This is a genomic window from Quadrisphaera granulorum (assembly GCF_003149145.1).
Taxonomy (GTDB): domain Bacteria; phylum Actinomycetota; class Actinomycetes; order Actinomycetales; family Quadrisphaeraceae; genus Quadrisphaera; species Quadrisphaera granulorum.
Genome location: NZ_QGDQ01000009.1, coordinates 44,505 through 58,137 on the forward strand (window position 1 = coordinate 44,505; position 13,633 = coordinate 58,137).

Below are 13,633 nucleotides of genomic sequence, written 5' to 3' on the forward strand. Positions count from 1 at the left end.
GACGGCCACCGGAGCTGCTGCACGTCGAGACGAGGCTCGACGAGCGCGGTCGCGTCACCCTGCGCTTGCAAGGTCGCTGAAGCTCCTCTCCCCGGTGATCATTCCGGTGCTACGTTCCCGGCGCGGAGCTACCAGCGGGGACGGGGTTGCATGGGCAGCAGGCAGAAGGTCACGCGGGCGTTCCTGTGGCTCGCTGTGCTCGCGGGCGGACCGCTCCTCGGCGCCAAGCTCTTCGACCTGGTCGTCCTCGCCAGCGCGTGGAGTGCAGACCCGCCAGCGTCGCTGGCGATGATGCCCTACGGGGAAGACTGGCTTGTCGACACCGGCGTGTTCTTCATCCCATTGTCGGCGGCGATGCTGGTGGCGGGCTTCGGTGCTCTCGTCTCCGGCTGGCGCACCCCGTGGCGCTACCGGTGGCTCCTCTGCCTCCCGTCGATCGGCATCCTGCTGCTGCTCGTCCTGACGGTGGTCGCCTTCTGGCCGATGAACGCTGCGCTCTACTACCACGGCGTCCACTCGCCGAAGGACTCGATCTCTGACGCCGAGTCGATCGCGATGGCTCATCGCTGGGTCCTGCTGGACTGGGTCCGCGTTGCGGGCGCGACCGCCGCCTTCGTCGCTCCGCTGCGTGCTCTGACACTTCCCTGGCCTGCGCAGGAGGCACCGAAGGACCCTCCTGCCGTGCGGATCGTGCTGGCGCTGGCACTCCTCGGCGTCGCGGCCTTCGTCGTCTGGTTCGTCCAGAACCTCTGAGGCTCACGGCCCACCACGCAGCGGCAGTCCGGACCGGGAACCGCCCGTGGGCGGTCGAGCACCCTGCCCGAGGACGGCCGATGTGAGGTTGCTCGAGCAGAGCTGGCTCGGTACAGCTCCACGGCGGCCGTGCGGAACTCCTCGGAGGAGGTCTTGCGTGCCACGTGCTGAGTCTCGCTTCCTCCAGGCCCGGCCTGGGTTCAGCGTGTCCACGAGACGGGGTCAGGTCCCGACCGCCGACCGGCACGGCGCGGGGCGCCTCGGTGGTCACCGGCAGGGATCGCGCTCCTCGTGCGGGAGCGTGCCGCTCGCCCCCTAGCGCCTGCGTTCCCGATGACGCATGCGTTGAAGCGCCCCTCTGCCTGACGGCTACGACGGCTCGAACCACGCACCGCACACCTCAACCACAGGGGGTGATCCGTGCACGGTGACGTCGACGACGTCGAGATCGGAGGTGGACCAACCGAAGCGCACCGTCCCGTGCACGGTGTCCAGCAGCACCGAGTCCTCCTCGTCCAACGGTGCAAGCTGAGCGACGGCGACAGCGGCCTTGCCCAGCGGGGACGTGAAGTCTCCGCGCAGTCGGCGGCTGAGGTGCTTGGTGAACGCTTCCCAGTCCGAGGTGTCCAAGGACGTGGACCACTCCACCGCCGACGCACCGAGCTGCCGAGTACCGGCGAGAGCCGTCGCCTGCTCCAGCCGGCGCCGCGCGGCGCGGTAGCGACGTCCCCGACGGGCCAAGTCCTTGTCGCGCTCCCACGCCACCCACGGCATCTCCATCGGGCCCGGACTCGCCGCGAGGTGCTGCTCCACTCCTGGTAGCGCGCGGTTGCTCTGGCGGAACCTGAAGGCGGCCTCACCGAAGAGCGTCCGGACCGTCGTGACGTCTGCCGAAGGGTGCGAGTCCGGTGACTCCCAGGGGCTGGTAGCGGTCTGAACCAGCAGCGCGTGCTCGCCGGCGGCTTGCGCGAAGGGCAGGGATCGCAGCGCGGGCTTGGCCTCGACGATGGCTCGGCCGTAGTAGTTCAGCCAGAACACTCCTTGCAGCCCCGAGGTCGGCGTGGGGCTCGGGTTCTCGCGGCTGACCGGGGAGGGGTCTGCGTCCAGGTATCCGTAGCTGGCGTCCATCGCCTGCGCCAGGTCGATCAGCAGTCCGACTGCCTCCTGCAGCGCGCAGGACTGGCTCATGGTGGTGGCGTTCCAGCGGTGTTCGATGTGGTTGCCGACGAGCAGGTAGTTCATCTCTTTCTGCGCGTCTTCCGTTCCGATGGCCCCGCCGCGTCCGGGGTACAGGGAAATCTGTCCGGACTCGTAGGTGTCGTCGTCGACGTCGCCTCGTACAGTCAGCCAGTCGATGGGCAGCCCGGTCTTGGCGATGACCGCTTCCATGCTCTGTTCGACCTTGATGCGTGCTGGGTCGCCGCCGACCTTGTGGGGGCGCAGCTGGGGGTGGGCGTCGTAGGCGAGGCCCACCCGCCGGGCTCGCTCGGTGGTCATGTCCGCGAAGGAGTGGATCAGCAGTCGTAGGCCACCCATGTGAATCAGCCTGCCTCGGGTCCTTGGCTGAGCGGTCACCTCTGCGCACGATGCCACCCGTGTGCCTGTCGAGCCGCACGCGATGACCACACGACCCCGGAGCGGTTCACGCCGTCGGATGTCGACCGCGACGTCGTGTCGACAGGCGAACGCCGACCGGCAGGGCTGAGGAACTCATGACCGCCACCGTCATGGGCCGCGACCGTGTTCCGCTCGGGCACGCTGTTGGGGCACATCCCGGTGCATTTCCCGGGGACGTGGGGGCTGGGCCCCGTGGCACGGGGCGGCCCGACGGCGAGGATCGACGAGGCACCGCACTCCGGGAGAGCCGTGGTGACGAGCACGCATCGAGTGCCCCTGCACGCCCAGCTGCGTGCATCGGATCGGGCGGGACGGCTGCGCACATGAGGGCGGGAGAGGGTCTGTGCGCTGGCCGTGCGCCGGGCTCGAGCGCTGCGACGCCGTGGAGGTGCTCGCTGTGGCCTGGCGTCCACTCGCGCACGCCCAGCGGCCCATGAGGAAGGCCTGGTGCACGGGGAGGTAGATCGATGAGCTCTGGTGAGCGCTCTGGACATCGACGTGATGGCTCAGCTGGCCATCAGCCCCGTGACGGGACGGGCGAGCGCGGGCACGTCGGCGCGTCAGTGCCACCCATCCCTCCACCCGTGTACTAGGCGGCCGGGATCGCGGGCGGCATGGCGCTGGACCGGTGGCTGCCCTGGAGCGTGCCCGGCCGTGCGACGGCCACGGCACTCGGGCTGGTCTTGATCGCTGCCGGCGTGACCGTGGCGGCGTGGGCCGTCAGCAGCGTCGTGCGCCACCGGACGACCATCGTTCCTCACCACGCGGTGACGACCCTGCTCACCACAGGACCGTTCGCCCGCTCGAGGAACCCCATGTACACCGGCCTCGCCGTGATCTACCTGGGTGTGTCCTTCGTGCTGGGATCCCTGTGGCCCGTCGTGCTGCTCCCGGGCGTCCTCGCCCTCGTCGGCCGGCTCGTGGTCCACCGCGAGGAGGCCTACCTCGCGGTCCGCTTCGGTGCCCAGTACGACGCCTACCGGGAGCACGTGCGGCGGTGGATCTGATCGACGACGTCGACCCTTCAAGGGACGCTCCACGGCGTGGACCCGGTGAGCGGCGAGAACGAGGTCGAGGGCGGCTGTGCACGATTTCCTTGATCGTCGGGGCGGGGGAGGGGCGACGTAGGCTGGAGGCGTGTCTGACAGCCCGCAGCAGCCGAGCGCGCCCGAGGGCCAGAGGACAGGCCAGGAGCACGGGCAGCAGGGCGACCTCACGGTGCCGCCGCCCACCATGACGGCCCGCCTCGCGTCGACCACGCTGCTGCTGGAGGCCTTCGCCGTCCTCTTCGGCACCATGGTGGCCGCCGCGTTCCTGCCACCGCTGGGCGTGGGACTCGGCTGGGTGTGGGGCATCGGCCTGGCGCTCGTCGTCGTCTGCGTCCTCGCCACCGGTACCGCGCGGAGCCCGCGCGGCGTGGTGATCGGGAACGCCGTCCAGGTGCTCCTGGTGGCGGTCGGCGTGGTGCTCGCGGTGCTCGTGTTCGAGGCGGGTATCGCCACGCTCGTCGTCGCGATCGGGTTCGCCGCACTGTGGTGGTGGCTGGTGTCCATCGGCAGGCGCATCGACACCGACCGGCGACGCTGGGCCGCTCAGCTCGCAGAGCAGCAGCGCTGATGCAGTCGCACTAGCGGCGCCACTGCGGAAGCAGCGCGCTGAGCTCGGTGAACAGCTCCTCGTTGAGCCGGTAGCCCCGGCGAGCCTCCTCGACCACGCGGTCGCGCTCGGCGTCGTCCCAGGGCGCCGCGTCCAGCAGCGACCGGTAGTGGTCGCGGTACCGCTTGGGCGAGGGCACCTCGGGGAAGTCCCACGAGCGCAGCTCGGCCTCCGGCCAGCCGTACGCCCGCGCCAGCAGCCGTCGCACCACCTGCCCGCCGGACAGGTCACCGAGGTAGCGCAGGTAGTGGTGGGTCACCAGCCCCGCCGGCCACACCGCCACCTCCTGCAGCCGCTGGGCGTACCGCTCGGTGGCCGGCAGCGGCACGAGGTGCTCGTGCCAGTCCTCCCCGGCGTGGGCGCGCAGGTCAGCCGAGACCGCCGGCAGCCGCCGCAGGCGGTCGTCGGCGAAGGGCGCGACGACGACGTCGTGGCGCAGCGCATCGACGGCGGGCTCCAGCACGGCGTACAGCTGGTGCACCTGGGCGAGGAAGGTGGTCAGCGCCTGCGGCGCCAGCGCGCCGGAGAGCAGCTCCTCCATGAAGGGTGAGCGCTCCGCCGCACCGTGAGCTTCGGCCGTCTCCCGGCGCAGCCGGGCGGCGAAGCCGTCGTCGGTGTTGCGGCCCGCGTCGTCGTCCACGTCCCCATGCTCTCCCGGCGGCGACCGCGGGCCGTCGCGGGTCACCCGCGAGGGTGCGGCAGGGTCGGCCCGGTCCCGGCGCGCCGCTAGGGTCCGGGCCGTGAGCACTGAGCCGACCACCGCGTCGACCACCGAGCGCAGCCTCGTCCTCGTCAAGCCGGACGGCGTCCGCCGCGGCCTTACCGGCACGATCCTCGCCCGCATCGAGGCGAAGGGGTACCGGATCGTCGCGCTGCAGCAGTGCGAGGCCACCGAGGCCGAGCTGGCGGCGCACTACGCCGAGCACGAGGGCAAGCCCTTCTACCCGCCGCTGCTGGAGTTCATGGCCTCCGGGCCGCTCGTGGCCGTGGTCATCGAGGGCGAGCGCTGCATCGAGGGTTTCCGCTCCCTGGCCGGCACCACCGACCCGACCACCGCCGCCCCCGGCACCATCCGCGGCGACCTGGGCCGCGACTGGGGCCTGAAGGTGCAGCAGAACCTCGTGCACGGCTCGGATTCTCCCGAGTCGGCGGCGCACGAGATCGGGATCTGGTTCCCGTCCCTGTGAGGTGCTGCTGAGCGGCTGGACTACGACGTGGTCGTCTGCGCCAGCCGCGCGTAGACGACCACGTTGTCCACGTAGTGACCGGTGCCCTCGTCGAAGGCACCGCCGCACGTGATGAGGCGGAGCTCCGGCCCGGCCACCGGGCCGTAGACGGCCTGCGTGGGGAAGGCGTCCTTGGCGACCTGCTCCACGCCCGTCACCACGAACCGGACGGTGGAGCCGTCAGCGCGGTCGACCTCGACCTCGGCCCCCCGGGCGATGCTGCCGAGGTCGGCGAAGATCCCGGGCCCGCGGCGGGAGTCGACGTGACCGGCGATCACCGCGGGACCCTGCGCGCCGGGCGCCACACCCTGCGCGAACCACCCCGCCTGCGCCGCGTCGGCGGGCACCTCGAGGGCCCCGTCAGCCGTGGTGCCGAGGCGGACGAGGTCCGAGGTGATGCCGAGGGAGGGCACCCGCACCGCCGTCGGCGCGGGCACCGTGACACCCGCGGCGAGGGGGACGGCGGACGGCGCCGGCACCGCGCCGTCAGCACCATCGACACTGCCAGCGCCGTCGGCGCTGCCCGTGGAGTCTTGGGGGGCGGTCGTGCTCCCACCCTCAGCAGCGGCACCAGCACTGGTCGCCGCTGATGCCCCCGCCACCACCGCGGTCTCCGTCAGCTCGGGCGGCGGGCCGGACAGCACCGCCGCCCCCGCCGACCCGGCGACCGCCAGCAGGCCTACGCACACCACCGCCGCTGCCGCGCGGCTTGCCGGCGAGGTGCTGCGGCGTTCGCCGTCGAGGGGCGGGAGCACCGCGGGACGACGCGAGGACGCGTGCCGACCGCGCCGACGCTCGCGGCCCCTGCTCGACGGCTCCGAGAGCTCCGACGGCTCCGACGGCTCCGACGGTTCCCGCGGTGACCCGGCCGCCGTCACCGGAGCGCCGTCATCGGTCGGCGTGAGCCCCGCGACGACGGCGGCCCAGCGCCAGCGCGACGGCGAGGGCGCCGCCCGCCAGCGCCGTCCCCGCCGCCGCGGAAGCCGCAGGGCCTGCCCAGGACCCGTCGGCGGCGTGCTCGGCGAGGTAACCCCCGCCGGTCGCGGCGCCGCCACGGGGGACCACACCGGAGCCGGTGGCGTCCGTCACGGGCTTGAGCGTGATGCCGGTGGAGCCGTCGGCCAGGACGAGCACGGTGTAGACGCTTCCCCCGGCCAGCGTCGTCGTCTCCTGCCCACGGCGCTGTCCCGTGCTGGCCTGGAAGGTCACCTCACCGGCGGGGACGTCGACGTAGCCGGTGGGCTCGGAGAACGCCGCGCCCGTCGCCACGGCGCGCCCGCTGGCCGTGACATCGGTGGTCTGACCGGGCTCGGCCGCCGGCAGCACCCGCACCCTGGCGGTGCCGGGGCCGGGGGAGGTCAGGTCGTCGTCGAGGGCCGACAGTCGCGGCGCCGTGCTGTCGCCGAGGCCCGCGATCGTGTAGGCGGCGCCCGGCTGGGCGGTGAGGGTCTGCGTGAGCACCGGGGCCGTGCTCGGCGAGGCGCCCACCGGTCGTACCGCGACGGCGTAGGACCCCGCCGGGAGCGGCTCGTAGGGAGTGATGGCGCCGTACGTCGCCTCCGGGGCCAGCGTCAGCTGCCGGGTCGACCCGTCGAAGCTCGTGAGCGTGGCCGTCATGGTGACGCCGCCGAAGCCCGGGACGAGGTGCGCGACCCGGATGTAGGCGTCGTTGCCGGAGGCCGCCCCGCCAGCCGCGCGTCCGGAGGCCGCCGCCCCGGATGCCGGACCCAGGGCCAGCGTCGCCAGCAGCAAGCCGACGAGCGCAGTCCTCCTCGTCGCACGGTGTGCAGCGTGCACGGGTCCCCACCCTTCCGGCCGAACGGCGGGCACCGTCTGTTGCGGTGTCGTCGCTCACCGCTGCGTTCGGTCGCGCGTCATCATCCACGGGTCGCTGAAGGCCCGCCACCCGTCGGACGCGTACCCGGCACACCCCCGCAGCCCTGTTATCGCGCCATCACGTCCCGACGGGAGGCAGCTCGAGCCGGAGCAGCGTCGTCGGGCCGTCCTGCTGCTGCTTGGCGCTGGCGCGGTAGGGACTGTCCTGCGCGCTGAGCTGCCGTTCCAGCGACGCGAGAGCATCGGGGTCGGCTCCCACGGCCCGCCCCGCCAGGCCGTCGACGAGCACCGCCCGCACCGGCTCGGAGGCGCCGAACGTCGGCGGCAGGTCGGACACGGACAGCGGTTGGACGGCAGCGAGCTGGACCAGCAGGGCCGCCAGACGCAGGTCGATCGGCCGGCTGCGCAGCGCGTCGCGGGCTTGCGGTGAGAAGTCGAGGCGAGGATTGCGCAGGAGCTGCTCGACGGCCGCGGGGTCCGCGGGGGTGGCCGTCGGTGGCGGGGGAGCCGAGGTGACGGCGGGGGACGTCGTGCCGTCGGCCGCCAGAGGCACCACCGGCCGGCTCGGGGCGCTCCCTCCTGGCAGTTCTCGGACCTCCACGCGGTCCTCTCCGCTGCCGAAGACGGCCACCTCGCTCGACGTGGCAAGCGCCTGCGCCAACCACGAGCCAGGCTCGGCCTCAGCTCGCAGGGCTGACCCCGCGACCACCCAGCGCACCGCGACGTCCCTGTCCGTGCTGGAGGTCGGGGCCGGCACCAGGCGGGAGGCCAGCTGGGCGGAGCTGGCGACGTCGTCGTAGAGGGCTGGGTCGACGGCGACGCGCCCGGCCTGCGGCGGCTGCGCGGCGAGCCACAGCGCCGCCGCCTGAGCTGCCCCCTGCGCGGTGGCGGAAGCGCCGCTGAGAGACGAGGCCGGCGCTCCGGCCGGCGGGGACGAGGTCACCGAGGTCGTCGAGGACTCTGACGACGGCACCGTCGCCGTCGTCGTCCCCGCGGAACCGCGTGGCGCGCCGGCGGTGGCCGAGTCCAGCCCGCTCGACGGCGGCCGCTCCACGACCACCGCCGTGACCACGATGGCCGCCGCGAGCAGCGCGAGCGTCGGGAGCAGGGCGCGCCCGCGCCGACCGGCTCCGCCTGCGGCGCGGTGTCGCGCGTGCTCCGTCACCCGGGTCTGCTGATCGGTTGGCGCACCGGTTCGGGCAGCCCGGGGAGCGATCATCGCGGGCCTCCGAGACGGGAGTGGGTGGAACCTCCATGGTCTCTCCGCGGACGACCGGTCGCACAGCGTGGCCACCCGTCGTGGTCGGCGGGGCACCGGGGGCGCCCTGCTGGTGGCTAGGCTGCGGAGGTGGTCGGCGTCAGTGATTCCCCCGGTGCCCCGCAGCGGGTGACGTACCTGCTGGTCGACGGCGAGAACATCGACGCGACGCTCGGCATGAGCGTGCTCGGGCGCCGTCCTTCCCCGGGGGAACGCCCACGGTGGGACCGCGTCAGAGACTTCGCCGAGCAGGCCTGGGGCCAGCCCGTGCGCGCCCTGTTCTTCCTCAACGCCACCTCGGGCTCGATGCCCATGAGCTTTGTCCAGGCGCTGCTGGCCATGGACTACCGCCCGATCCCGCTGGCCGGCGGCCCGGGCGAGAAGGTGGTCGACCTCGGTATCCAACGCACGCTGGACGCCATCGCCGACCGCCCCGGTGACGTGCTGCTGGCCAGCCACGACGGAGATTTCACCGCCCACCTGCGGCAGGTGCTGGAGAGCGAGGGCCGCCGCGTCGGCCTGCTCGGGTTCCGCGAGTTCGTCAGCTCCACCTTCAACGATCTCGTGACCCGTGGCCTGCAGGTCTTCGACCTGGAGGACCACGTCAACGCCTTCACCGAAGTGCTGCCCCGGGTCCGCGTCATCCCGCTGGCCGACTTCGACCCCGAGCGCTACCTCTGACGCGTCGTCCACCCGGGCGACGCTCGGTGGGACCAGCCGGGGCGAGGGGGCTGGACGGCCTGTGCGAAACTGGCCGTGGACGAGCGGCACTCCACACCTGACGCCCGTCCCGACGACGTCCTCGCCGCTCGTGGTGGTGGCCCGACTCCGCGCCGCAGCCCCTCACCGGTGGCTCGCAGGCGCAGGGGCGCGCCTCACGGGCGGTTGCAGGGGCACCGGTCCCCCGGTGCTCTCCGGGCCGTCGCCGACGCCGGGGAGGACCGCGCCGGGGCCACGAACCCAGCGGCGCTCCTACCCGGCCACCAGACTTCCCACCGCTCGAGGGCGGTGGCCGAGCACCCGAGCGGCTCCGGTGGTGTGGCCGGTCCCCGGGGTGGACGGAGCTCCCGTGAGCACCAGCAACGACGTCGACGACGACGGGACGACAGCGCCGGGCCCGCGGCGCCGGCGGGGCCACCACCGCGCCGCGTCGCGTCCCGCCGGGCCCCCCGCACTGCACTTCGAGTCCGGCGCCCCCGGCGCCGGTGAGCACGACGACGCCAGCTCGGCGTCCGAGGCGGGGCCGGTCGAGCGCCAGGCCACCGGCAGCGCGCTGCCGGTGTTCCAGACCGCGGTGACCGCCCCGGCTCCGGTGGCGCCCCCCGCTGCCACCCCGGCACCCGCGCCCGCAGCCTCCGCGGAGCAGCCGGCCTCCGAGCAGCCGGCCTCCGAGCAGCCGGCCTCCGAGCCCGCTCCTCAGGCCGCCCCGCAGACGGGGCGCCGCCCCCGCCGGCGCGCAGCCACCCGCCCCGCCGGCCCCCCGGTGGAGGTCCCCCAGGACAGTGCGCCGGCCGAGGTGAGCGACCCCTTCGACGCGGACGACCTCATCGACGTCGTGGACGCTGCGGACACGGACACCTCCGACCCGGCCGATGTCCTCGACGTCCTGGCCGCGCTCGACGCCGCTGACCTCTACTTCGATCTCCCCGAAGACTCCGAGGCCACCGACGAGCCCGACGTCGATGCAGCTGACGACTCGGCCGACGACTCAACCGACGACGCGGGTGATGACTCCGAGGAGTCCGAGGACGGCACCGCCCGTCCACGTCGCGGCCGTCGGCGTCGTGGCGGCCGCGGTCGTCGCCGTCGCACCGGCGAGGACGGCGACGACGCCACGGATGACACGTCCGAGGACACACCCGAGGGTGCGACCGGCCGAGTGACGGATGGCGCGGACATCGCCAGCGCCGACCACGCCGAGGAGCCCGAGGGCACCACCACGGGAACCGTGGGCGCGGCGGTCGCCGTGGAGGACACCGACGACGACGCGGACGACACCGACGCCGATGGCGACGGCGAGGAGACCGAGGACGACGGCGACGCGTCGTCCTCCTCGACCCGTCGGCGCCGTCGTCGGCGGCGTCGCGGCGCCGGTGAGACCGAGGACGAGCCCGCCGAGACAGAGGCCGAGGCCACGTCCACGACGTCCCGCCGCTCGCGGTCGAGGCGGAACCGCAGCGAGAGCACCGAGAGCAGCGACGTCACCGCCGTCAAGGGCTCGACCCGCCTGGAAGCCAAGCGGCAGCGGCGACGCGACGGCCGTGACGGCGGTCGTCGTCCCCGGGTGCTGTCCGAGGCGGAGTTCCTCGCCCGGCGCGAGAGCGTCGAGCGGACGATGGTCGTGCGCTCGCGTGGTGGCCGTTCGCAGGTCGCCGTCCTGGAGGACGGCGTGCTCGTCGAGCACTACTCCGCGCGCAAGCAGCAGACCTCGATGATCGGCAACGTGCACCTCGGCCGCGTGCAGAACGTGCTGCCGAGCATGGAGGCGGCCTTCGTCGACATCGGCCGCGGCCGCAACGCCGTGCTCTACGCCGGCGAGGTCGACTGGGACGCCGCGGGCCTGTCCGGTCAGGCCAAGAAGATCGAGTCGGCGCTGAAGTCGGGCGACCCGGTGCTCGTGCAGGTCACGAAGGACCCGATCGGTCACAAGGGCGCCCGTCTGACCAGCCAGATCTCCCTGCCCGGCCGCTACCTCGTCTACGTGCCCGGCGGAAGCATGACGGGCATCTCCCGCAAGCTGCCCGACACGGAACGGTCGCGGCTGAAGTCGATCCTCAAGGACGTGGTCCCCGAGGACGCCGGCGTCATCGTGCGCACCGCCGCCGAGGGTGCCAGCGAGGAGGAGCTGCGTCGCGACGTCGAGCGCCTCACCGCCCAGTGGGCGGAGATCTCCGCGCGTGCCAAGCAGGTCAGCCCCCCGACGTTGCTGCACGGCGAGCCGGACCTCGTCATCAAGGTGGTCCGCGACGTCTTCAACGAGGACTTCGCCCACCTCGTCGTCGAGGGCGAGGAGGCGTGGAGCTCGATCAAGCCCTACGTCGACTCCGTCGCCCCCGACCTCGCCGAGCGGGTCACCCGCTGGGACGACGACGCCGAGGGCGCGCCCGCCGGCGGAGCCTTCGCCCGCTATCGCATCGACGAGCAGATCGCCAAGGCCCTCGAGCGCAAGGTGTGGCTGCCCTCGGGCGGTTCCCTCGTCATCGACAGGACCGAGGCGATGACGGTCGTCGACGTCAACACCGGCCGCTTCACCGGCTCCGGGGGCAACCTCGAGGAGACCGTGACGCGGAACAACCTCGAGGCGGCCGAGGAGATCGTGCGCCAGCTGCGGCTGCGCGACATCGGCGGCATCGTCGTCGTCGACTTCATCGACATGGTGCTCGAGTCCAACCGCGACCTTGTGCTGCGCCGCCTCGTCGAGTGCCTCGGCCGCGACAGGTCCAAGCACCAGGTGGCCGAGGTCACCTCGCTCGGCCTGGTCCAGATGACCCGCAAGCGCGTGGGTCAGGGGCTGCTGGAGACCTTCAGCGAGCCGTGCGAGCACTGCGCGGGCCGAGGTGTGGTTGTCCAGGACGATCTGGGGGGCAGCTCGTCGCACTCCGGCCCTTCCAGCCACTCTGGGCCCTCTGGCTACGCGGGGACCTCCGGTTCTTCTGGCGGGGGAAACCCGGCGGGCGTGCTACCCCTGCCGGCTCCGCCGCGACTGCGCGGCGAGCCGCGCACCGCCGACAGGCCTGAGCGGGCCGACAGGTCCGACAGGTCTGAGAAGCCCGAGCGCCCCGACACGTCGGAGCGGCCCGAGCGCCCCGAGCGCCCAGCGCGTGAGAGCAAGAGCCGCACCGCACCCGCTGAGCGCACCAAGCCCGCTGAGCGCGTCGAGCCGACCGATCGCGCTGAGGGTGGCGACGGCGCGGCTCGCAGCCGCGAGGAGGCCGCCCGTGACGCGGTGCGCGAGGCCATGAACGGCATCGCCCTCGCATCCCTGAAGCCCGCCCACCCAGCACCGCCTGCCCCCTCCCCGGAGGCGGCAGCGCTGCTGGCGGCGCTGGGTGGCCTCGAACCCGTCCACACCGACACCGACACCGACGCCGCGGAAACTGCCGGCGCCACAGCCGGTGACGATGCGCCCGTCGACAGCGTGGAGGTCGCGGTGGCGGAGGCCGCCGTCGTCGAGCTGGACCTGCCGCCGCTGCGCTCGAGCGGGCAGCTTGACCAGGAGGCCGACCAGCCTGCCCCGGTGTCCTTCGACGAGCAGCCCGGCTTCTCCGGAGAGCCGTTCGAGGAGTCACCGCATGGCGGCTCCGAGCACGGTGGGGGAGACCACAGCTAAGCCCGTGCCAGCCGCTTTGACGCTCGCAGGCCGGGGTCAGTATCCTGGCTAGTCGGTGCGCCCCCGGTGCGCCTGTGCGCGCCTACGGCGCGCGCCCGCCGGGAGCTCCACAGCAGCCCACCACCGGTCGCCGCCGGTGATGGCGGTGCGCCGGAGAGCAGCAAGTGCCAGCAGTACCCAGCACAGCCAGTCCAGCAGTTCCAGCAGAGAGTGAGCGACACGTGTACGCCATCGTCCGTGCGGGCGGCCGCCAGGAGAAGGTCGCCGTCGGCGACATCCTCGTCGTCGACCGGGTCAAGGGTGGGGCTGGCACGTCCGTCTCGCTGACGCCGCTGCTCCTGGTCGACGGCGAGACCGTCACCAGCGCTGCTGATGCGCTGGCGAAGGCCACCGTCACCGCTGAGGTGCTGCGCGACGAGCGCGGCCCGAAGATCATCATCCAGAAGTACAAGAACAAGACCGGCTACAAGAAGCGCCAGGGCCACCGCCAGGACCTGACCCGCCTGCGCGTCACGGCCATCGGCTGACGCCGACGATCTAGGGGAGAGCACTGAGATGGCACACAAAAAGGGCGCCAGCTCCAGCCGCAACGGTCGCGACTCGAACGCCCAGCGCCTCGGCGTGAAGCGCTTCGGTGGCCAGGTCGTCGGCGCTGGCGAGATCATCGTCCGCCAGCGCGGCACCCACTTCCACCCGGGCGACAACGTCGGCCGCGGTGGTGACGACACGCTGTTCGCCACGGCTGCCGGTGCGGTGCAGTTCGGCACGCGCGGCGGTCGCCGCGTCGTCGCCGTCGTGCCCGTAGCCGTCGAGGCCTGAGCACAGCAACAGCTTCACCGGGACGCCGCGCCTGACGCGGCGGACCACCGAGGGGGCGGCCGGACCACCGGCCGCCCCTTCGTGCGTACCGGACGTCGGTGCGCACCGCACGGCCGTGCGATCAGCGCGGCCGGTCTG

General features: G+C 73.1%; 13 protein-coding genes. 8 read left to right on the forward strand and 5 right to left on the reverse strand.

All coding sequences use genetic code 11. The annotated features are described in order from the left end of the window. The first annotated feature begins 150 nt into the window (after positions 1 to 150). Entirely contained in the window at positions 151 to 753 is a 603-nt protein-coding gene (locus BXY45_RS08815; RefSeq protein ID WP_211319380.1) for an anthrone oxygenase family protein, read from the forward strand. A 369-nt stretch (positions 754 to 1,122) separates the two neighbouring features. Here the strand turns inward: BXY45_RS08815 and BXY45_RS08820 are convergent, their stop codons facing one another. Then, complete coding sequence (locus tag BXY45_RS08820; RefSeq protein ID WP_109773965.1) at positions 1,123 to 2,289, reverse strand: hypothetical protein; 1,167 nt, start codon at positions 2,287 to 2,289, stop codon at positions 1,123 to 1,125. 695 nt (positions 2,290 to 2,984) lie between these two features. Between BXY45_RS08820 and BXY45_RS08825 the strand changes: the two genes are divergently transcribed. Next, on the forward strand, positions 2,985 to 3,377 hold the full coding sequence (locus BXY45_RS08825) for a methyltransferase family protein (RefSeq protein WP_109773966.1): 393 nt from the start codon (positions 2,985 to 2,987) through the stop codon (positions 3,375 to 3,377). 130 nt (positions 3,378 to 3,507) lie between these two features. Beyond that, positions 3,508 to 3,987: a DUF4233 domain-containing protein gene (locus tag BXY45_RS08830; protein WP_109773967.1), complete on the forward strand. Its 480-nt coding sequence runs from the start codon at positions 3,508 to 3,510 to the stop codon at positions 3,985 to 3,987. A 10-nt stretch (positions 3,988 to 3,997) separates the two neighbouring features. On the opposite strand, the gene BXY45_RS08835 is transcribed toward BXY45_RS08830, so the two are convergent. Then, the gene (locus BXY45_RS08835; RefSeq protein ID WP_211319381.1) at positions 3,998 to 4,666 is read right to left on the reverse strand and encodes a biliverdin-producing heme oxygenase; all 669 of its coding nucleotides are present in this window, start codon (positions 4,664 to 4,666) and stop codon (positions 3,998 to 4,000) included. Between the two features lie 100 nt (positions 4,667 to 4,766). Between BXY45_RS08835 and ndk the strand changes: the two genes are divergently transcribed. Beyond that, a complete protein-coding gene (gene ndk, locus BXY45_RS08840) occupies positions 4,767 to 5,213 on the forward strand; it encodes a nucleoside-diphosphate kinase (protein ID WP_109773969.1) in 447 nt (148 codons plus the stop codon). Between the two features lie 20 nt (positions 5,214 to 5,233). On the opposite strand, the gene BXY45_RS23780 is transcribed toward ndk, so the two are convergent. From BXY45_RS23780 to BXY45_RS08855, 3 genes are all read right to left on the reverse strand, one after another. After that, positions 5,234 to 6,007, reverse strand: a complete 774-nt coding sequence (locus BXY45_RS23780) for a class F sortase (RefSeq protein WP_211319382.1) — start codon at positions 6,005 to 6,007, stop codon at positions 5,234 to 5,236. A gap of 133 nt (positions 6,008 to 6,140) precedes the next feature. Continuing rightward, entirely contained in the window at positions 6,141 to 7,049 is a 909-nt protein-coding gene (locus BXY45_RS08850) for a DUF4397 domain-containing protein (RefSeq protein WP_170131398.1), read from the reverse strand. A gap of 157 nt (positions 7,050 to 7,206) precedes the next feature. Then, a complete protein-coding gene (locus BXY45_RS08855) occupies positions 7,207 to 8,253 on the reverse strand; it encodes a hypothetical protein (protein ID WP_109773971.1) in 1,047 nt (348 codons plus the stop codon). 183 nt (positions 8,254 to 8,436) lie between these two features. Between BXY45_RS08855 and BXY45_RS08860 the strand changes: the two genes are divergently transcribed. The 4 genes from BXY45_RS08860 to rpmA all read left to right on the forward strand — a co-directional run bounded on the left by BXY45_RS08860 (position 8,437) and on the right by rpmA (position 13,495). Continuing rightward, positions 8,437 to 9,027, forward strand: a complete 591-nt coding sequence (locus tag BXY45_RS08860; RefSeq protein WP_245961711.1) for an NYN domain-containing protein — start codon at positions 8,437 to 8,439, stop codon at positions 9,025 to 9,027. Positions 9,028 to 9,415: 388 nt separating this feature from the next. Next, positions 9,416 to 12,676 (forward strand): Rne/Rng family ribonuclease, encoded by a 3,261-nt coding sequence (locus tag BXY45_RS23785; protein WP_218566908.1) that lies wholly within the window; start codon positions 9,416 to 9,418, stop codon positions 12,674 to 12,676. A 221-nt stretch (positions 12,677 to 12,897) separates the two neighbouring features. Continuing rightward, positions 12,898 to 13,203, forward strand: coding sequence for a 50S ribosomal protein L21 (rplU, locus tag BXY45_RS08870; protein WP_109773973.1), 306 nt, complete (start codon positions 12,898 to 12,900; stop codon positions 13,201 to 13,203). Between the two features lie 28 nt (positions 13,204 to 13,231). Beyond that, positions 13,232 to 13,495 carry a 50S ribosomal protein L27 gene (rpmA, locus tag BXY45_RS08875; protein ID WP_109773974.1) on the forward strand — a complete coding sequence of 88 codons (264 nt, stop codon included), beginning with the start codon at positions 13,232 to 13,234 and terminating at the stop codon, positions 13,493 to 13,495. Positions 13,496 to 13,633 lie beyond the last annotated feature (138 nt).